At 71.6% G+C, this 18,733-nt stretch carries 16 protein-coding genes; 11 read left to right on the forward strand and 5 right to left on the reverse strand.

Translation table 11 applies throughout. The features are described from left to right. Positions 1-23: 23 nt before the first annotated feature. Positions 24-1,283: a DNA polymerase IV gene (gene dinB, locus ABD297_RS15960; protein ID WP_344256028.1), complete on the forward strand. Its 1,260-nt coding sequence runs from the start codon at positions 24-26 to the stop codon at positions 1,281-1,283. A 74-nt stretch (positions 1,284-1,357) separates the two neighbouring features. Next, positions 1,358-1,756 (forward strand): DUF3040 domain-containing protein, encoded by a 399-nt coding sequence (locus ABD297_RS15965; RefSeq protein WP_147064250.1) that lies wholly within the window; start codon positions 1,358-1,360, stop codon positions 1,754-1,756. 21 nt (positions 1,757-1,777) lie between these two features. Here the strand turns inward: ABD297_RS15965 and ABD297_RS15970 are convergent, their stop codons facing one another. Both ABD297_RS15970 and ABD297_RS15975 read right to left on the reverse strand, forming a co-directional pair. Then, positions 1,778-2,263, reverse strand: a complete 486-nt coding sequence (locus ABD297_RS15970) for a DUF456 domain-containing protein (RefSeq protein WP_344256029.1) — start codon at positions 2,261-2,263, stop codon at positions 1,778-1,780. A 72-nt stretch (positions 2,264-2,335) separates the two neighbouring features. Further along, the gene (locus ABD297_RS15975; RefSeq protein WP_344256030.1) at positions 2,336-2,560 is read right to left on the reverse strand and encodes a DUF7455 domain-containing protein; all 225 of its coding nucleotides are present in this window, start codon (positions 2,558-2,560) and stop codon (positions 2,336-2,338) included. 337 nt (positions 2,561-2,897) lie between these two features. On the opposite strand from ABD297_RS15975, the gene ABD297_RS15980 reads away from it, so the two are divergent. The 7 genes from ABD297_RS15980 (at position 2,898) to ABD297_RS16010 (ending at position 10,682) form a co-directional block, all read left to right on the forward strand. Next, a complete protein-coding gene (locus ABD297_RS15980) occupies positions 2,898-5,033 on the forward strand; it encodes a DNA gyrase/topoisomerase IV subunit B (protein WP_344256031.1) in 2,136 nt (711 codons plus the stop codon). Positions 5,034-5,195: 162 nt separating this feature from the next. Then, positions 5,196-6,452 carry an AAA family ATPase gene (locus ABD297_RS15985; protein WP_344256032.1) on the forward strand — a complete coding sequence of 419 codons (1,257 nt, stop codon included), beginning with the start codon at positions 5,196-5,198 and terminating at the stop codon, positions 6,450-6,452. A gap of 26 nt (positions 6,453-6,478) precedes the next feature. After that, positions 6,479-7,366, forward strand: a complete 888-nt coding sequence (locus ABD297_RS15990) for a DUF58 domain-containing protein (protein ID WP_344256033.1) — start codon at positions 6,479-6,481, stop codon at positions 7,364-7,366. After that, on the forward strand, positions 7,353-7,835 hold the full coding sequence (locus ABD297_RS15995; RefSeq protein WP_344256034.1) for a hypothetical protein: 483 nt from the start codon (positions 7,353-7,355) through the stop codon (positions 7,833-7,835). The genes ABD297_RS15990 and ABD297_RS15995 overlap by 14 nt, the downstream gene beginning before the upstream one ends. Next, positions 7,826-8,815: a VWA domain-containing protein gene (locus ABD297_RS16000; RefSeq protein WP_344256035.1), complete on the forward strand. Its 990-nt coding sequence runs from the start codon at positions 7,826-7,828 to the stop codon at positions 8,813-8,815. The genes ABD297_RS15995 and ABD297_RS16000 overlap by 10 nt, the downstream gene beginning before the upstream one ends. Beyond that, complete coding sequence (locus ABD297_RS16005; protein WP_344256036.1) at positions 8,812-9,822, forward strand: vWA domain-containing protein; 1,011 nt, start codon at positions 8,812-8,814, stop codon at positions 9,820-9,822. Before ABD297_RS16000 ends, ABD297_RS16005 begins: the two co-directional genes overlap by 4 nt. Then, positions 9,819-10,682 (forward strand): tetratricopeptide repeat protein, encoded by an 864-nt coding sequence (locus ABD297_RS16010; protein ID WP_344256037.1) that lies wholly within the window; start codon positions 9,819-9,821, stop codon positions 10,680-10,682. Before ABD297_RS16005 ends, ABD297_RS16010 begins: the two co-directional genes overlap by 4 nt. A 22-nt stretch (positions 10,683-10,704) precedes the next feature. Here the strand turns inward: ABD297_RS16010 and ABD297_RS16015 are convergent, their stop codons facing one another. The 3 genes from ABD297_RS16015 to ABD297_RS16025 are packed head-to-tail and all read right to left on the reverse strand — an operon-like array spanning position 10,705 to position 15,203. Next, positions 10,705-11,991 (reverse strand): ferredoxin family protein, encoded by a 1,287-nt coding sequence (locus ABD297_RS16015; protein ID WP_344256038.1) that lies wholly within the window; start codon positions 11,989-11,991, stop codon positions 10,705-10,707. Further along, on the reverse strand, positions 11,988-14,528 hold the full coding sequence (locus ABD297_RS16020; RefSeq protein ID WP_344256039.1) for a DNA gyrase/topoisomerase IV subunit A: 2,541 nt from the start codon (positions 14,526-14,528) through the stop codon (positions 11,988-11,990). The genes ABD297_RS16015 and ABD297_RS16020 overlap by 4 nt, the downstream gene beginning before the upstream one ends. Before the next feature lie 54 nt (positions 14,529-14,582). Beyond that, on the reverse strand, positions 14,583-15,203 hold the full coding sequence (locus ABD297_RS16025) for a nitroreductase family protein (protein WP_344256040.1): 621 nt from the start codon (positions 15,201-15,203) through the stop codon (positions 14,583-14,585). Positions 15,204-15,258: 55 nt separating this feature from the next. On the opposite strand from ABD297_RS16025, the gene ABD297_RS16030 reads away from it, so the two are divergent. Together ABD297_RS16030 and ABD297_RS16035 are read left to right on the forward strand one after the other, a co-directional pair. Continuing rightward, positions 15,259-17,958 (forward strand): bifunctional acetate--CoA ligase family protein/GNAT family N-acetyltransferase, encoded by a 2,700-nt coding sequence (locus ABD297_RS16030; RefSeq protein WP_344256041.1) that lies wholly within the window; start codon positions 15,259-15,261, stop codon positions 17,956-17,958. Positions 17,959-18,132: 174 nt separating this feature from the next. Further along, positions 18,133-18,732 carry a DUF5998 family protein gene (locus tag ABD297_RS16035; RefSeq protein WP_344256042.1) on the forward strand — a complete coding sequence of 200 codons (600 nt, stop codon included), beginning with the start codon at positions 18,133-18,135 and terminating at the stop codon, positions 18,730-18,732. The last annotated feature ends 1 nt before the right edge of the window (position 18,733 follow it).

The following is an 18,733-nucleotide window of genomic DNA, read 5'->3' on the forward strand; positions in this document are numbered from 1 at the left end:
CCGACGTCCCGGGCGGTCCGACGATGAGCCGCCGCCAGTTCACCGCCCCGACCCGCGGGGGCACCGAGCCGCCCGACGACACCGGCTGCACGGTGCTGCACGTCGACATGGACGCCTTCTACGCGTCCGCGTCGCTCATCTCGCGTCCGGAGCTGCGGGGCCGCCCCGTCATCATCGGCGGTGCGAGCGGCCGGTCCGTCGTGCTCTCGGCCACCTACGAGGCACGGGCCTTCGGGGTCGCCTCGGCCATGCCCATGGCGCGCGCCCGACGCCTCTGTCCGCAGGCGGTCGTCATCGAGCCGGACCACCGCCGCTACGCCGCGATCTCCGAGGCCGTCATGGCGACCTTCGCGACGATCACCGAGAGCGTCGAGCCGCTGTCGCTCGACGAGGCGTTCCTCGACGTCGCCGGAGCCGTGCGACGGCTCGGCCGTCCCACGCAGATCGCCGAGCAGCTGCGCGACACCATCGCCGACGAGCAGGGCATCACCTGCTCGGTGGGGGTGGCCTCGACGAAGTTCGTCGCCAAGCTCGCCTCCACCCTCGCCAAGCCCGACGGGCTCATCGTCGTGCCCCGCGAGGAGGTCGTCTCCTTCCTGCACCAGCTGCCGGTCGGGGCCATCTGGGGGGTCGGTGACAAGACCGAGGAGCACCTGCACCGCCTCGGCCTGCGCACGGTCGCCGACCTCGCCCACACCCCCCTCGAGACCCTCCAGCGAGCCCTAGGCGACGTCGCCGGACGCAGCCTGCACGACCTCGCCTGGGGCCGCGACCCGCGGTCGGTCGTGCCCGAGCGGCGCGAGAAGTCCATCGGCGCCGACGAGACCTTCGCCCACGACATCGACGACCCGGTCCGCATCCACCGCGAGCTGCTGCGCCTCGCCGACCGCACCGCGGCGCGGGCCCGGTCCGCCGGCATGATGGGACGCACGGTCTCGATCAAGGTCCGCTTCTCCGACTTCACGACGATCACGCGGGCCAAGACCCTGCGCCACCACACCGACGTCTCACGCGACATCTTCTCGACGGCGCGCGAGCTCTACGACCGGCTCGGCCTCCAGCGGGCCCGGATCCGGCTCGTCGGAGTGCGTCTCGAGGGCCTCGTGCCGTCGTCCGTCGCCCCCATCCAGGCGACCCTCGACGAGCCCGAGCACGGGTGGCGCGAGGCCGACCGGGCGGTCGACCGGGCGAGCGCGCGCTTCGGTGCCGGATCGGTGCGTCCAGCGTCACTCATGCCCGACCGACCCTCGGGTTCCCAACGCGAGCGGCGCGACTTATCCTGAGGGAAAGAAGTCCGTGTCGGCCGTTTCCGACATACGATTCGGGCACAGTCGATTTCGCACCAGGGAGGTGCCGGGTGGCACTCTCGGAACACGAGGAAGCACTCCTCCAGCAGATGGAGGAAGCCCTCTACGCCGAAGACCCTCGATTCGCTTCGCGCATCGAGAAGACGAAGTCACGCGGTCTGGGCCGTGGACGCGTCGTGGTGGGCGTCGTCGCCGGGGTCGCAGGCCTGGCGCTGGTCGTGTTCTCCGCCATGAGCAGCAACATCTGGCTCGGTGCGGGTGGCTTCGCGATCATGGTCGCCGGCATCGTCTACGCCATCACGCCCTCCAAGACCAAGCTCGCCGCCGTCGCTGCCGACGGCACGACCAAGCCGCGTCAGGGCAAGGTCAAGGCCAGCGCCCCCAAGCAGGGCACCTTCATGGAGCGGCTCGAGGAGCGGTGGGAGAAGCGTCGCCGCGACCAGTGGTGACCTTCCGTCACCACGCCTGCCTCACCGGGTGAGGTAGACCGCGACGCCCCAGGTCGCGATGATCGCGAACGCCGTCGCCAGCTCGATGCCGATGTTGAGGCCCACGGCGCGGATGGCCTGCACGGTGGCCTGCCAGGCGCCGGCGTGCTCGCGCCGCTTGGCCAGCTCAAGCACGTAGATCGCCACGACGAAGCCGACCGGCCCACCGACGACGGGGATGACGAAGAAGCCCACGACCGCGACGACCAGGGCCACCGCCACGATGACGGCGTCCACGCCTGCCGTCTTCATCCGACGGCCGGGCAGCAGGTACTTCGCGACGAGCCCCACGGCATACACGAGCGTCGCGAAGCCGAGCGCGAGCCAACCCGGCCCGTCCTGACGTGCGAGAGCCCACACGAGCACCGCACCCCACACCACGACGAGTCCCGGCAGCACCGGGACGACGATGCCGACGGTGCCCACGACCATCGCGAGCAGAACGAGGACGTTCGTCGCAGTGATCACCGGGCAGCCGTCGGCAGCGTGCTGATCAGGATGGGTTCAGGAAAGAGCCGGGTCGCAGATCGCCTGTCGGTCTCAGCGTTCGTCCACCGGAGCAGATCCCGGGATGTCGCTGAGTCGGTCCGTCTCGTCGCGGATGTCGAGAGCCTTGTCCTTCAGCGCCGGGAGGTGCTCCCGTCCGTGGTGCGCGCAGAAGAGCAGCTCTCCGCCGGAAACGAGGCGGGCGCGGATGTAGGCCTGAGCCCCACATCGGTCGCAGCGGTCAGCAGCGGTCAGTTCTGGTGCCAGTGCTGTCGTCATCGTATTTCGCCTCTTTCCTCCCTCGGGGGTTCCCCGGAGGGTAACCCTGCCATGTGCCTGCGACGCTCGGTTCGGTCCATTCGGTGGACCTCTCGTGCCTCGCGGACGTTCCAACAGTGAATCACGTGGAATCCTTCCCGACGATGAGGCTCGGTCGGTGAGACGCCCTCGCACCAACATCGTTACGCGTCGGTGATTCGCCGCGGCGCCGCTCCCGGATGGCCCGCCTGCACCGCGAGCCTGCGAGTGACCGTCGGCGACGGTGGCTAGGCTGCCCCTGCCAGCCCTCCACAGCCCGACCGCTGGCCGCTTCCCGACCGAAAGAGAACGACACCCCGTGGCCTCCGCCTCCCGTCCCGCTCCCTCCGGCAACGGCGACTACACCGCGCGCCACCTCCAGGTCCTCGAGGGCCTCGAGGCCGTGCGCAAGCGCCCCGGCATGTACATCGGCTCGACCGACCAGCGCGGTCTCATGCACTGCCTGTGGGAGATCATCGACAACGCGGTCGACGAGGCCCTGGCCGGCGTGTGCACGGGCATCGAGGTGATCCTCAGCAGCGACGGCTCCATCGAGGTCCGGGACAACGGTCGAGGCATCCCCGTCGACGTCGAGCCGCGCACCGGCCTCTCCGGCGTCGAGGTCGTCTTCACCAAGCTGCACGCCGGTGGCAAGTTCGGCGGAGCGTCGTATGCCGCCACGGGTGGCCTGCACGGGGTCGGCGCGTCCGTCGTCAACGCCCTCTCCGCCCGCCTCGACGTCGAGGTGGACCGCGGTGGCAAGACCTACGGCATGAGCTTCCGGCGCGGCGAGCCCGGCACCTTCGGCGACGCGGTCGGTGCGGTGCACTCGCCCGAGTCGACCTTCACCCCCTACGAGAAGAAGAGCGCGCTGCCCGTCGTCGGCAAGGCCAGGCGCGGGGTCACCGGCTCCCGCGTGCGGTTCTGGCCCGACCGCCAGATCTTCCTCAAGGACGCCGAGCTCGACTACGACGCCATCCTCGGCCGCGCCCGGCAGACCTCCTTCCTCGTGCCGGGGCTGCGCCTCGTCATCCGCGACGAGCGCCGGCTCAAGGGCACGCCGGGGGAGGAGGGGCCGATCGAGGAGGTCTTCCAGCACGACGGCGGGATCACCGACTTCGTCGAGTTCCTCGCCCCCGACACCCCGATCACCGACGTGTGGCGCCTCGAGGGCTCCGGCACCTTCACCGAGACGGTCCCCGTCCTCGACGTCAACGGCCACATGACCCCGACCGAGCTCGAGCGCGAGTGCGGCGTCGAGGTCGCGCTGCGCTGGGGCCAGGGCTACGACACCAAGGTCCAGTCCTTCGTCAACATCATCACGACCCCCAAGGGCGGCACCCACGTCGCCGGGTTCGAGCAGTCCATCGTCAAGGTCTTCCGCAAGCAGATCGAGGTCAACGCCCGCCGGCTCAAGGCCGGCAACGACCGGCCCGAGAAGGACGACATCCTCGCGGGCATGACCGCCGTCGTCACGGTGCGCCTGGCCGAGCCGCAGTTCGAGGGGCAGACCAAGGAGGTGCTCGGCACCAACGCCGTGCGCGCCATCGTGGCCAAGGTCGTCGAGAAGGAGCTGACCGAGCGGCTCACCTCGAGCAAGCGCGGCGACAAGGCGCAGGCGGCCCTGCTGCTCGAGAAGGTCGTCTCCGAGATGAAGTCGCGCATCAGCGCGCGCCTGCACAAGGAGACCCAGCGGCGCAAGAACGCCCTCGAGAGCTCGACGCTGCCCTCCAAGCTGCGTGACTGCCGGACCACCGACGTCGAGCGCTCCGAGCTGTTCATCGTCGAGGGCGACTCGGCCATGGGCACCGCCAAGGAGGCGCGCAACTCCGAGTTCCAGGCGTTGCTGCCCATCCGCGGCAAGATCCTCAACGTCCAGAAGGCCTCCGTGTCGGACATGCTCAAGAACGCCGAGTGCGCTTCGATCATCCAGGTCATCGGCGCCGGTTCGGGCCGCAGCTTCGACCTCGCCGCCGCTCGTTACGGCAAGGTCATCATCATGACCGACGCCGACGTCGACGGCGCCCACATCCGCACGCTGCTGCTGACGCTCTTCTTCCGCTACATGCGTCCCCTCGTCGACGCGGGTCGCGTCTACGCGGCGATGCCGCCGCTGCACCGGCTCGAGGTGATCAACGCCGGCGCGAAGAAGAACGAGCTGATCTACACCTTCAACGAGCCCGAGATGCGTCGCACCCTCGCTCGGCTCGAGAGGTCGGGCAAGAAGATCAAGCAGCCGATGCAGCGCTACAAGGGCCTCGGTGAGATGGACGCGGACCAGCTCGCGGACACCACGATGGACCCGAGGCACCGCACGCTGCGCAAGGTGACGATGCGCGACCTCGAGGCCGCCGAGAGGGTCTTCGAGCTGCTCATGGGCAACGAGGTGGCACCCCGCAAGGACTTCATCATCGAGTCCGCGGCCGAGGTGGACCGGGAGCGCATCGACGCCTGAGGCGTCGTCCGGCAGGTCGTCGACGGTCCCCGGGCGTGTGTCGGCGGTGCGACCGCACGCCACCGGCTGTGGGGACCGTGGGCGCGCCACAGCCAGCCGTGCTTACGATGTGTCCCTGCCGGCGCGACTCCCTCCGCCGGCACGCGTCGAGAAGGGGAATCGATGGTGGGCAACGTCAATGCCGAGGAGTCGGTCGCCGACGGGTGGTCCAGCGCGCCCTCGGACCGCGCGGGGCAGGAGCCGCACGAGGCAGGTGGCCCCGACGGCCGGTCCTTCACGGTCGACCTCCCCCAGTCCGGGGCTCACGGTCCCGTCCAGGACGACGCCGTGGCCCCCGAGGAGCCGCGTGAGCTCGCCGGGTCCTCGGAGCAGCCCGACGAGGACGTCGCCGTGGCCGGCATCGAGACGGTCCCGAGCCGCACCGCGCCGGCGCCCGCGCGCTACCTCACGCCGGACGAGCTGCACTGGGCCGGCGAGACCGTGCAGGCCATCTCGACGGCGTTCGCCTCCAAGGTCGTCGGGCAGGCCCGCCTGCAGGAGACCCTGCTCATCGCGCTGCTGACCGGCGGGCACGTGCTCCTCGAGAGCGTGCCAGGCCTCGCCAAGACGACGGCCGCGCAGACGATCGCGCAGGCCGTCGGTGGCCGGTTCCACCGCATCCAGTGCACGCCCGACCTGCTGCCGAGCGACATCGTCGGCACCCAGGTCTACAACCAGCACTCCGGCACCTTCGAGACCCAGCTCGGGCCCGTGCACGCCAACTTCGTGCTGCTCGACGAGATCAACCGCAGCAGCGCCAAGACCCAGTCCGCCATGCTCGAGGCGATGCAGGAGCGGCAGACCTCCATCGGCGACAAGAGCTACGCCCTGCCGGACCCGTTCCTCGTCCTGGCGACCCAGAACCCCATCGAGCAGGAGGGCACCTATCCGCTGCCCGAGGCACAGATGGACCGCTTCATGCTCAAGGACGTGCTCGACTACCCGTCGCCCGCGGAGGAGGCCGAGGTCCTGCGACGCATCGACTCCGGCGTCTTCGTCGGGGCGTCAGAGCCCGTCGTGTCTGTCGCGGACGTCAAGCGCCTCCAGGCCCTCGTCGGTCGCGTCTACATCGACCCGGCCATCGTCAACTACGTCGTCGGCATCGGCTACGTCACGCGGCATCCCCGCGACTACATCGAGCCGCGGCTCGCCGGCTACGTCGACTTCGGCGCGAGCCCGCGGGCGAGCATCGCCTTCACGAGCGCGGCCCGGGCACGTGCCCTCATCGACGGGCGCAACCACGTCGTGCCCGACGACGTCAAGGCGCTGACGCACCGCGTCCTCCGGCACCGCGTCACGCTCGGCTTCGAGGCGGCCGCCGACGAGGTGGCCGTCGAGAGCATCATCGACGCGATGGTCAACGGGATCCGCACGCCCTGACAGGGGCGCGGGACGAGGGACGCGAGATGACGACGACGCTGCTGACGCGGGTGAAGAGCAAGCTCTTCGTCCACGCGCGCCGCAGGTCGCGCAGCCTGCTCGAGGGGGAGTACGCCTCGGTCTTCCACGGCCGCAGCCTCGACTACGACGACCTGCGCGACTACGTTCCCGGGGACGAGGTGCGCGACATCGACTGGCGGGCCACGGCGCGCCACCAGTCTCCGCTCGTCAAGCGCTACGTCGCGACCCGCAAGCAGAACCTCATGCTCGTCATCGACACCGGCCGCGGCATGGCGGCCACGACCCGGAGCGGCGAGCCGAAGAAGGCCGTGGCCATCGCCGCGGCCGGCCTCGTGGGCTACCTCGCCCAGCGCCACGGCGACCTCGTGGGGCTCGTGCGCGGCACTGCCGGCTCCACCGTCGCCCACGACCTGCGCGGGTCGGAGGCCCACCTCGAGCTGCTCCTGCGTGCCGTCGACTCGGCGACGGTCCTGGACGGTGACCAGAGCAACCTCGCCACCCAGCTCCAGTGGATCGTGCGCCACGTCCGCCGCCGGCTCGTGCTGCTCGTCGTGGCCGACGACAAGGAGCTAGACCCGAACCTCGACGAGCTGCTCCGGCGCCTGCACGTGCAGCACGAGATCCTCTGGATCACGGTCGAGGACGCCGACCCGACCGCCGTGGACGGCAGCCGCACGACCTACGACGTCGCCGACACCTACACCCTGCCGACCCTCGTGCGGCTCGACCCCAAGGTGCGTGCGGCGTATGCCGCCTCGGTCCGGGAGCGGGTCGAGCGCACCACGGCGCTGCTCGACCGCCGCGGCATCAACCATGCCCGGCTCGGGTCGTCCGACGAGGTCGTGGCCACCGTCTTCGAGCTGCTCGAGAGGCAGCGCCGTGCACGCCGCTGACGCCCCGCCTCCGGGCTTCTACGCCCCCGACCCGTATGCCGCGCGGTGGCTCTGGATCGGCATCGGCCTGCTCGTCCTCGTCGCCGCCTGGTACGCCTGGGTCTGGTGGTCCACGCGGGAGCGCAAGGTCGTCGTGCCGGCGCGCGTCACCCCGGACCGGCTCTCGCGCCTGCGCGCCGACTACACGCGCCAGATCGACCTCGTCCTCGGTCGCGCGTCGGCGGGGGAGATCAGCCAGCGCCGGGCCCACCAGCAGCTGAGCGTCCTCGTGCGCCACTTCGTCCAGGAGGTCTCGGGCATCGACGCGCCCACCATGACGCTCACCGAGCTCAACGCGAGGGGCTCCCGGCTCACGCCGGTGTCCGAGGTGGTCGGCACCCTCTACCCCGGAGAGTTCGGCCCACGTGAGACGGCGACGCTCGCCGGGGCCGGCACCGTCGCCAAGGAGGTGGTGGCGCGATGGAGCTGACCGGACCCGACCTCAAGTGGCCCGCGGTGCTCGTCATCGGCACCGTGGTCGCTCTCGGGATGGCGTATGCCGTGTACCGCCTCATGTCGCGTCGGCAGGCTCGCGCGTCGGCCGCCGTCGCCAACTCGAGCGCCCTGACCGAGCTGCCGGAGTTCCGACGCGCGCTGCGCCGCCACCGGATCCGCATGGTCGTGCTGGCCTCGAGCGCCGCCCTCCTCGGCGGTGCCGCCCTCGTCGGGGCAGCCCGACCGCTCGACACGACGGTCGACCGGCCGCAGACGCGCAACCGCGACATCATGCTGTGCCTCGACATCTCCGGCTCGATGGCGGCCTACGACGCGACACTCGTGTCGACGTTCACGTCGTTGGTCAAGCGCTTCGAGGGCGAGCGCATCGGCCTCGTCATCTTCAACAGCTCCGCCGCGACCGTCTTCCCGCTCACCGACGACTACGACTTCATCAACACCGAGCTCGGCTCGGCGGGACGCGCCCTCACCGGCGACCCGGCATACGACTCGTTCTTCGCCGGGACCTTCAACGGCCGCGGGACCTCGCTCATCGGCGACGGGCTGGCGACGTGCTTGTCGAGCTTCGACAAGGTCGACACGCAGCGAGCCCGCTCGGTCGTCTTCGCGACGGACAACCACCTCGCCGGGCGCCCCATCATCACCCTCGGCGAGGCCGCGGAGCTGGCCAAGGCCAAGGGGGTGCGCGTCTACGGGCTCAACCCCGAGGAGGACGGCCCCGACGAGGAGGCCACCACCATGCGCACGGTCGTCACGGGCACGGGCGGCCAGTACTTCGCGATGAGCGACCAGTCGGCGATCAAGGGCATCGTGGACTCGGTCGAGGCCCAGGAGGCGACGCTCATCGACTCGGCCTCGCGCTCGCTGTACTCGGACGACCCGACGCTGCCGATCACCCTGGCCGGCATCGGTCTCGTCGGCGTCATCGGTGCCACGCGGAGGTGGTCGTCGTGAGCCTGCTCCCGCTCGCGCCCTGGCCGGTCCTGCTCGTGCTCGTCGTGGCCGCGCTGGCCGCCGTCTGGTGGAACCCCTCGTCGCGCTCCCTCCCCGGCGAGTCACGTGCCACGCACTGGCGCCTGACCGCCGCCGTCGTGCTGCTCGGCGCCGCCGCCTTCCGGCCCGCCGTCCCGGGCGAGCAGGTCGACACGACGGCTGCCAACCTCAACGTCTACTTCGTCGTCGACACGACGAGCAGCATCATCGCCGAGGACTACGGCGACGGTCGTCCGCGGGTCGAGGGGGTCTCGTCCGACATCTCGGCCATCGCGGCAGCGCTGCCGGGCGCGCGCTACTCGGTCGTCACCTTCGACCAGGCGGCTCGGGTGCGCCTGCCGCTGACGACCGACACCACGGCCCTCGACGCGGCCGTCGAGACGCTCCTGCCCGAGTCCTACGAGGTCTCGCGCGGCACCTCGGTCACCGAGGCCGACGCGCAGCTGAAGACCCTCCTGGAGCAGGCCGACAAGCGCACGCCGGAGCGGGGGCGGGTCGTCTTCTACTTCGGCGACGGGGAGCAGACCGCTGCGGACCCGCCGGCGCCGTTCGACATCGACAAGAAGCTCATCAACGGCGGCGCGGTGCTCGGCTACGGCACGACCGAGGGGGGCCGGATGAGGGCGACGAGGTCACGCTTCGACACCACCAGCGACTACATCAAGGACCCGGCCACGGGCGAGGACGCCCGGTCGGTCGTCAGCGACGCGACCCTGGGCTCCATCGGCGACCAGCTCGGGCTGGCCTACGTCCACCGCGAGGCCGGTGACGGGATCGGCCCCGTCGTCGACGGCATCGACCTCGAGCGGTTCGGCACGAGCGAGCAGATCGAGAAGCAGAAGGTGATGGCCCGCCGCGAGCTGTACTGGCCGCTGCTCATCGGGGTGGCGGGCATCGCCGCCTGGGAGCTGGGCGCAGGCGTCACGGCACTGGTGCAGACCCGTCGCCGCAAGGGGGCCCGCCCGTGACGCTGCTCGAGGACCGACCCCTCCAGCCGGACCGGGACGCCGAGCCCGACGCCCGTCGCCGGCTGCGCCTGCCCCGTCCGCTCCGGCCGGGGCGAGGTGGCCGACGACCGCTGCCGCCGCACCTGCGCCGCCGTCGGCGACGCCTGCTGCTGGCCTCGGCCCCCGTCGTCGTGCTGCTCGTCCTCGTGGCGGCACGCCTCGTCTCGCTCAACCTCGTGCACGCACAGACGCTGGACGCCTACACCGCCGGTGACAAGCCCCGGACCCTGGTCTGGGGACAGCGCCAGGGGTGGGTCAACGTCGTCGAGCAGTTCCGCTCGCCCTTCGCGATCGGGGACGCCCATGTGCTCTCCGGCCACTACGACCTGGCCCGTCCGTGGTTCGAGCAGGCGTTCGCTGAGGTGCCCAAGGGTGGCATCGACGACTGCAAGGTGCGCGTCAACCTCGGCCTCACCTACGAGGCCCTCGGGGACGCGGCCAAGGCACGCGAGCGCACCGACGAGTGGAAGCAGTTCTACGACAAGGGCATCACGATCACCAAGGAGCGGCCGCCGCTGTGCGAGGCCCCTGACGGCGGCCGGACCGGCCAGCAGCTGAAGCAGGCGCAGCAGCGCATGGAGCAGAAGAACGCCGACGCGCCGCCCCAGGACCAGCCGAAGCCGGACCAGCCGCAGTCGCAGCCGAGCCAGCCGGATCCCAAGCCCGACCCGGGCAACACCCCGAGCCAGGAGCAGCAGGACTACCTCAAGGAGCAGCAGCGCCAGAACACCATCGAGCGCAACCAGGAGCAGCAACAGCAGCAGGGCAGCGACGACACCTCGCCCGGCGGGAGCACGCAGACCGTTCCGAAACCCTGGTGAGCAGCCCCTTCGGCGGAAGGTCCTAGAACCACGCCTCGAGGATCGTGGCCCGGTGCTCGAGCACCTCGATGGCCTTCTTGCCGCACGACTCCGGACGCGTACGGCCCGCGGGTTCCCGCGTGACCCGGACGCGCCAACGGCGCCCGTCAGCGTGCGTGACGATGACCTGCCAGCCGTCCGCGTCCTGCTCCGGGGGGCCGGCCCACAGCGCACCGAGCCGGGTCTCGCCGGTCTCGGCGCGGACGTGCGACTCGGCACACTGCGCCGCGGCGGGCACGCCGGAGCGTCCCCGGTCGTGCACCGGTCCGAGCAGCTCGACCGGCAGGTGGCCGGTCTCGGCGGCAGCCAGGACCCACTCGGACGCGCGCTCGTCGAGGCGGGCGAGCGTCTGCCCCCAGGGGAGCAGGACAGCGGTCGGCGCAAAGCGGTGACCGCCGGTGTGCGACACCTCCCAGGCGCGCCCGGGTGCGACGCGAGCCGCGTGGGCGGCCAGGGGGCGACCCCGCACCGCGCAGCACACGTCGCGGCGACCGTTGGTGCAGACCAGCAGGGTGGCAGGAGCCGGACGTGAGCCGAGCAACGAGGCCTGAACGAGAGCGCGGCTGCCACGGGACAGCGCGCCCCAGTCGAGCCCGAGCAGGTCACCGATCTCGTCGACCTCCGCCGCGAGCAGCCAGGCGTCCTCCGGCTGGGCGCCCGAGTAGGCGACCAGCACGTGCCGTGGGCCGTCGTGCGCCGGGTGTCCTCCCGGACGGCGCATCAACATGAACCGACCGCCGGCCCGGCTCGTGCGGGCGTCCAGCTCGGCCCCGAGCTCGCGGTCGAGGTGGGACTCACGGGCCGCGTCGCGACCCCACGGTCCGGGCTGCTCGACGATGACGAAGAAGCCGGCGACGGCGGCCGTGCCGTAGGCGCTCGTGCCGTCGTGGTCCCACTGGACCGAGCAGGCGTCCGAAGCGGGGGTACCGTGACCCGTCGTCGCCGGGTGCTCCGCGTGCTCCGGCTCCGCGTGGGCCGTAGGCGAGTCCGCGTGGGCCGTGGGCGAGTCCGCGTGGGCCGCGGGCGACTCCGGCTCGTCCCGTGCCACCGACGTCCCCGGTTCCGCCGGCCCAGCGGAGGCCGCCGGTGCAGCGGGAGCCGCGGTTGCGGAACCCCCGCCCTCAGCGGGGTCTGCCTCGTCCGGGTGGCCGGTGCTCCCCGCCACGACCCCGGCGACGGCGTCGACGACGGAGCTCACCGTCGCCGAGGCCGCCGCACTCGCTGCCGCGGCGGCCCGGCGTGCGGCCTTGCTGCCCCCCGGCCGGCTCACGCGGGACCTCCTTCGAGACCGGCCTCGCCGGCCTCGGCGTCACCGTCCGACGGTGCGGTCGGGGAGGCGTGTGCCGACTGCTGGCCGTCCGCCGGGGGACCGGCCACGTGGGCGATGACCGTAGTGGTCGCCATGCCGGAGCCGTCACGCCGGCCGTCGGCGGGCGGCAGCTCGATGGAGACCCCGTTGGCTGCGGCAGCACGTGCCGGCAGGTTGCCGGCGAAGGCCAGGACGAGCGTGTCCTCGCCCCGCAGGAAGCGGTGGCAGCGGACGCCCCCGGTGGCGCGACCCTTGGCGGGGTACTCGGCATACGGCGTCACCTTGAGCGAGCCTCCCTCGGTGCCGGGCAGGGCACCGGATGACCCGGAGGACGTGACGACGACACCCTCCTTGGTTGGGTCGACGACACCGAAGAAGACGACGCGCCCGAAGCCCCCCAGCTTGATGCCGGCCATGCCACCGGCCGAGCGGCCTTGTGGGCGAACGGACTTCGCGGGGAATCGCAGCAGCTGTGCGTCGCTGGTGAGGAAGACGAGGTCGAGGTCGTCACGGTCGGCGACGGCGGCCCCGACGACCCGGTCGCCGTCCTTGAGGCTGATGATGTCCCACTCGTTGCTCTTCGGCGCGTCCGGCGTGACGCGCTTGACGACACCGCTCGCGGTGCCGAGCGCCACGACCGGCGCGTCCGCACCGATCGGCACGATGGTCAGCGGTTCCTCGCCCTTACCGAGGTCGACATAGGCAGCGAGGGGAGCGCCGCCGGAGAGGCTCGGCGCGCCGTTGGTCGGCGGGAGCGTCGGCAGGTCGAGGGCCGACAGTCGCACCATCCGGCCGGCGCTCGTGACGAGGCCGAACTCACCACGTGCGGTCGTGCGCACCGCGCCGATGACGACGTCGTGCTTGGAGCGCGAGCCCTCGGCGGTGACGGGCTCGGCCGAGCCCGTGCGGGCCAGGAGCCCCGTCGAGCTGAGCAGCACCCAGCACGGGTCGTCGGCGATCTCGAGCGGTGAGGCGGCCGTGGCCGTGGCGCTGGCGCCCGAGCTCTCGAGGAGCACGGTGCGGCGGGGCGTGCCGTGGGCCTTGGCGACGTCGGCGAGCTCGGTCGAGACGAGCTTGAGCAGCAGCTTCTCGTTCTCGAGCAGGGCCCGCAGCTCCTCGATGGCGCGCTCGAGCTCGGTCTTCTCGGTCTCGAGCTCGATGCGCGAGAACTTCGTCAGGCGGCGCAGCTGGAGGTCGAGGATGTAGTTGGCCTGCAGCTCTGACAGGTCGAAGACGTCCATGAGCCGCGCGCGGGCGGTCGCGGCGTCGTCGGAGCTGCGGATGACCTGGATGACCTCGTCGATGTCGACGATGGCGATGAGCAGGCCCTCCACGAGGTGCAGCCGCTCCTCGCGCTTGGCGAGCCGATGCGCGGTGCGACGCCGAACGACGTCGGTGCGGAAGTCGACGTAGACCTTGAGCAGCTGCTTGAGGCCCATCGTGCGGGGCTGGCCCTCGACGAGGGCGACGTTGTTGATGCCGAAGTTCTCCTCCATCGGCGTCAGCTTGTAGAGCTGCTCGAGCACGGCGTCGGGGTTGAAGCCGTTCTTGATCTCGATGACCAGCCGCAACCCGTGGGCACGGTCGGAGAGGTCCTTGAGGTCGGCGATGCCCTGCAGCTTCTTGCCCTGGACGAGGTCCTTGACCTTGTCGATGACCTTCTCGGGGCCGACGAGGTAGGGCAGCTCGGTGACGATGATGCCCTTGCGCCGCGGGGTGATCGACTCGATGCGGGCCGTCGCGCGGGTGCGGAAGCTGCCACGGCCGGTGAGGTAGGCGTCGCGGATGCCCTCGAGCCCGACGATCTTGCCGCCACAGGGCAGGTCGGGCCCCGGGACGAACTTCATCAGGTCCTCGAGGGAGCAGCTCGGGTTGGCGATGAGGTGCCGGGCCGCGCCGATGACCTCGACGAGGTTGTGGGGCGGCATGTTCGTCGCCATGCCGACGGCGATGCCGGCTGCGCCGTTGACGAGCAGGTTGGGGTATGCCGCGGGTAGCACTCCCGGCTGCAGCTGGGTGTCGTCGTAGTTGGGGACGAAGTCGACGGTGTCCTCGTCGAGCCCGGCCACCATGAGCAGCGCGGCGCTGGCCATGCGCGCCTCGGTGTACCTCGCAGCGGCCGGGCCGTCGTCGAGCGAGCCGAAGTTGCCGTGCCCGTCGACGAGGGGCAGCCGCAGCGTGAACGGCTGTGCCATGCGCACGAGGGCGTCGTAGATGGCCTGGTCGCCGTGCGGGTGGTACTTGCCCATGACCTCGCCGACGACACGCTGGCTCTTGACGTGCCCACGGTCGGGGCGCAGGCCGAGCTCGTTGGCGCCGTAGAGGATCCGGCGCTGGACGGGCTTCAAGCCGTCGCGCGCGTCGGGCAGGGCCCGGCTGTAGATGACGCTGTAGGAGTACTCGAGGAAGGCGTTCTGCATCTCCTCCTCGACGTCGATGCCGACGATCTTCTCCTCGAAGTCCTCCGGTGGAGGCGGGGGGGTCTTTCCACGGGCCATGCCGGGTGGTGCTCCTTGCCTAGCGGGTCAACGCCCCATCATCGCGCAGGGCCCTCACGGGTTCTCACCTGCCACGCCGAAACGGCCCCAGTGGGCCACCTCGCGTCCGGTGCGCCGGTGCCGACGCAGGCTCGGGCTCCTGGGTCCCGGGACGGCATACCCGATCGACACGACGCCGACGACCGTGCGCGACGCGGGGATGTCGAACGCGTCGTGGACGGCGGCGTGACGCTCGGGAGGCACGCCGAAGAAGAGGCTGCCGAGCCCCTCGTCGGTGGCCGTGAGCAGGATGAGCAGCGAGGCCATGCCGGTGTCGACGTCCCAGTAGGGCACCGGCCAGCGCGCCTCGTCCCGGTCGGTCCAGCCCTTGTCAGGGGCGGCGTACCGGTCGAGGTAGGCGTCCTTGTGGGACAGGCACAGCACGAGCACGGGGGCAGCACGTATGCCGTCGAGCCACGCGTCGCTCTCTGCGCCGGGCTCCGTCGTGGCAGCCCAGAAGGCGTCGCGCTCGTCGGGGGTGGTGAGGACGAGGAAGTCCCAGCCCTGGCTGAACCCGGCGCTGGGGGAGCGGACGGCGTTGGCGAGGCAGCGCTCGACGACCCCACGGGGGACCGGTCGATCGGGGTCGTAGCGGCGGACCATGCGTCGGAGGCGGACGACCTCGGTGAACTCCATGCGACCAGACTCCCATCTCCCGGGGGCGCGGAGCCGGGCGTGACACCATGAGCCCATGGAGGGCGGCGAGCTCAGCGACGACACCGGTGCGACCCTGCGGATCTCGGCGCGCTCGACCGGGGCGCCGGTCGAGTGGGAGGCCGACGTCGTGCTGCGCGACGGCACGGTCGCCCACGTCCGCCCCATCACGCCGGAGGACGCGGAGGGCATCCGCCACTTCCACAGCCTCCAGTCGGCGGAGTCGATCTACCTGCGCTTCTTCGCGCCGCTGCGCGAGCTGAGCGACCGCGACATCCACCGGTTCACGCACGTCGACCACCACGACCGGGTCGCCCTCGTGGCCACCCTCGACAGCGAGATCATCGGCATCGGCCGCTACGACCGCATCGACCCCCGGTCGGCCGAGGTCGCCTTCAACATCTCGGACCACTACCAGGGCAAGGGCATCGGGTCGGTCATGCTCGAGCACCTGGCCGCCATCGCCCAGGAGATGGGGATCAACCGCTTCGTCGCCGAGGTCCTGCCGCAGAACCGCAAGATGCTGACGGTCTTCAAGGAGGCCGGCTACGAGGTCACGCACCACATCGAGGACGGTGTCGTCGAGGTGTCGTTCGACATCTCGCCCACCGAGCAGAGCAAGGCCGTCCAGCTCTCGCGCGAGCACCGCGCCGAGGCGCGCAGCATGCGCACGATCCTCTTCCCCGAGCGGGTGGCCATCATCGGGGCGAGCCGCCGGGAGGAGTCGATCGGCGCTCTCGTGATGCGCAACATCCTCGCGGCGGGCTACCAGGGCGAGCTCTACCCGATCCACCGCGTGGCCGACCGCATCCAGGGCCTCACGGCCTACCCGACCATCCACGACGTGCCGCAGCCGGTCGACCTCGCCGTGGTCGTCGTCCCGGCCGCCCAGGCCATCGAGGTCGTCAAGGACTGCGGCAAGGCCGGGGTCAAGGCGCTCCTCGTGCTGTCGGCGGGCTTCGCCGAGGCGGGCGAGGAGGGGATCCGGCTGCAGGAGAAGCTGCGCCGTCGGGTGCGCCGGGCCGGTATGCGCATCGTCGGGCCCAACAGCTTCGGCCTCATCAACAACGACCCGTCCGTGCGGCTCAACGCGACCCTCGCATCGGTCATCCCCGAGTCCGGACGCCTCGGCCTCTTCGCGCAGAGCGGCGCCCTCGGCGTCGCCGTGCTCGCGTCCGCCGCCCGGCGCGGCCTCGGCATCTCCGTCTTCGCCTCCGCCGGCAACCGGGTCGACGTCTCCGGCAACGACCTCATGCAGTACTGGATCGACGACCAGGAGACCGACACCGTCGGCCTCTACCTCGAGTCGATGGGCAACCCGCGCAAGTTCTCGCGCATCGCCCGGGCCCTCGCCGCGGTCAAGCCGGTCGTCGTCGTGAGCTCCGGGGTGTCGAGCTTCGCCGCGCCGCCCGGGCACCGCACCCGCGTCACGAACGTGCCGCCGCAGGCCTTCCGCGCCCTGCTGCGCCAGGCCGGCGTCATCCGCGTCGAGAACGTCCACCAGCTCTTCGACGTGGCCCAGCTGACCCTGCACCAGCCACTGCCCAAGGGCGACCGGGTGGCCATCGTCGGCAACTCCGACGCCCTCGGCGCGCTCAGCGCGAGCGCCTGCCTCAGCTGGGGCCTCAAGGTCACGCACGGGCCGGTCTCCCTGCAGCCGCAGGCGTCGGCCGAGGAGTTCGCGGCCGCCCTCGACGCCGCGTTCGCCGACCCCGAGGTCGACAGCGTCGTCGCGGCGTTCATCCCGCCCCTCGTGACGCAGGACGAGGAGGTGCTCCAGGCTGTCCGCAACATCGTCGCGGATCACGAGAAGCCCTGTGTGGCAACGTTCCTCGGGATGCGAGGCGTCGGCGACGACCTCGCCTACGAGCAGGAAGGCGTGCGGAGGTCCGTGCCCGCGTACTCCATGCCGGAGGACGGCATCCGCGCGCTCAACGCCGTGACCCGCTACGCGTTGTGGCGTCAGCGCGACCGCGGCACCCAGGTGGCGCCCGTCGGGATCGACCGACTCAGGGCGGAGGGGCTCATCGAGGGCTACCTCGTCGACAGTCCCGAGGGCCGCGCGCTGACGCGCGAGGAGGCGCGCGAGCTGCTCAGCGCCTACGGCATACGCGTCTGGCCCGCGGTCGAGGTCACCGGGGTCGACGCGGCGGTCGCCGCGGCCACGGAGCTGACCTTCCCCGTCATCCTCAAGTCCACCTCGCCCGTGGTGCGCCACCAACCGGGGCTCGTCGGGGTCCGTGGCGACCTCGTCGACGCCGAGGCCGTCCGCGACGCCCACGCCTCCCTCACCCAGCGACTGGGCCCGCTGGGGGCCGACAGGTTCGTCGTGCAGCGCATGGCCGTGCCCGGCGTCTCGTGCGTCATCCGGGCGAGCGAGGACCCCCTGTTCGGGCCGGTCGTCAGCTTCTCCGTCGCCGGGCCACCGACCGAGCTGCTCGGTGACGTCGCGCACCGCATCCCGCCGCTCACCGACGTCGACGTCACGGACCTCATCGACGGCGTCAAGGCGGCCCCCCTGCTGAGCGGCCACCGGGGAGCGGCGCCGGTGCACCGCGCGGCGCTCGCCGACCTCATCGCCCGACTCTCGGTGCTCGCCGACGACCATCCCGAGCTGTCTTCGGTCGAGCTCAACCCGGTCAACGCCTGGACCGGTGGGGTCGACGTGCTCGGGGCGGAGGTCGTCGTGCGGCCGGCCCTCGTGCGCAAGGACCCTGGCCGGCGGCGCATGACCTGACGTCGGCGCCTGGTGGGGCCGAGTCGGACGATGTCGGGCGACTCCCGAGCGGTCCGCCGGCCTCCAACCGGTGGCCGTCCGGGGGCCGTCCGGCGGTCCCGTTGGCGCCGCGGTGCCCCGGCGCCTGTGGGCGGCGTGACCGGCTCCCTGCCGCACGAGTGCAAGGATGGGGCCATGCGACGCGCGATCCCGGGCACCGGCCGGGCCCTTCCCGAAGACCTCACCGAGGCGATCACCCGAGCCGGCTACTACCCCTCGCTCGTCTGCGACGTCGTCGAGTCCGCGATCGCCGACGACGAGGTCGTCTCGCACCTCGTGCACCAGGAGACGACCTTCGACCACGAGACCGTGCGTCGGCACGTGACCGTCCTCGTCGTCACGCCCCTGCGCCTCGTCATCGCGCACGCCGACGACCACGCCGAGTCCGAGGACAAGCTGATGGCCACCGCCACGACCGAGACGGTGCCCCTGGCGGCCGTCCGCGGCGTCATGCTGACCCACGTCGTGGCGCAGCCCGACACCTTCACTCCCGGCACCCACGGACGTGACCTCACCCTGACGCTCGGGTGGGGCGCCGTGAGCCGCCTCGACATGATCCCGGCCCAGTGCGGCGACCCCGACTGCACGGCCGACCACGGTTTCGAGGGCACCATCGCCTCCGACGACATCTCGCTGCGCATCAGCTCTGCCGCCGACGGCGAGGATGCCGTGGGCCGGGCCATGCACTTCGCCCGGGTGCTCTCCGCGAGCATCGGCGGCGGCACCGCCCACTGAC

It is taken from the genome of Terrabacter carboxydivorans (assembly GCF_039532035.1).
Lineage (GTDB): Bacteria > Actinomycetota > Actinomycetes > Actinomycetales > Dermatophilaceae > Terrabacter > Terrabacter carboxydivorans.

Coding starts and splice junctions, on each gene's coding strand:
- ABD297_RS16035 (WP_344256042.1), top strand. CDS start 18,133: ATGCGACGCGCGATCCCGGGCACCGGCCGGGCCCTTCCCGAAGACCTC.
- ABD297_RS15990 (WP_344256033.1), top strand. CDS start 6,479: ATGACGACGACGCTGCTGACGCGGGTGAAGAGCAAGCTCTTCGTCCAC.
- ABD297_RS16030 (WP_344256041.1), top strand. CDS start 15,259: ATGGAGGGCGGCGAGCTCAGCGACGACACCGGTGCGACCCTGCGGATC.
- ABD297_RS16025 (WP_344256040.1), bottom strand. CDS start 15,203: ATGGAGTTCACCGAGGTCGTCCGCCTCCGACGCATGGTCCGCCGCTAC.
- ABD297_RS15985 (WP_344256032.1), top strand. CDS start 5,196: ATGGTGGGCAACGTCAATGCCGAGGAGTCGGTCGCCGACGGGTGGTCC.
- ABD297_RS16000 (WP_344256035.1), top strand. CDS start 7,826: ATGGAGCTGACCGGACCCGACCTCAAGTGGCCCGCGGTGCTCGTCATC.
- dinB (WP_344256028.1), top strand. CDS start 24: ATGAGCCGCCGCCAGTTCACCGCCCCGACCCGCGGGGGCACCGAGCCG.
- ABD297_RS15975 (WP_344256030.1), bottom strand. CDS start 2,560: ATGACGACAGCACTGGCACCAGAACTGACCGCTGCTGACCGCTGCGAC.
- ABD297_RS16020 (WP_344256039.1), bottom strand. CDS start 14,528: ATGGCCCGTGGAAAGACCCCCCCGCCTCCACCGGAGGACTTCGAGGAG.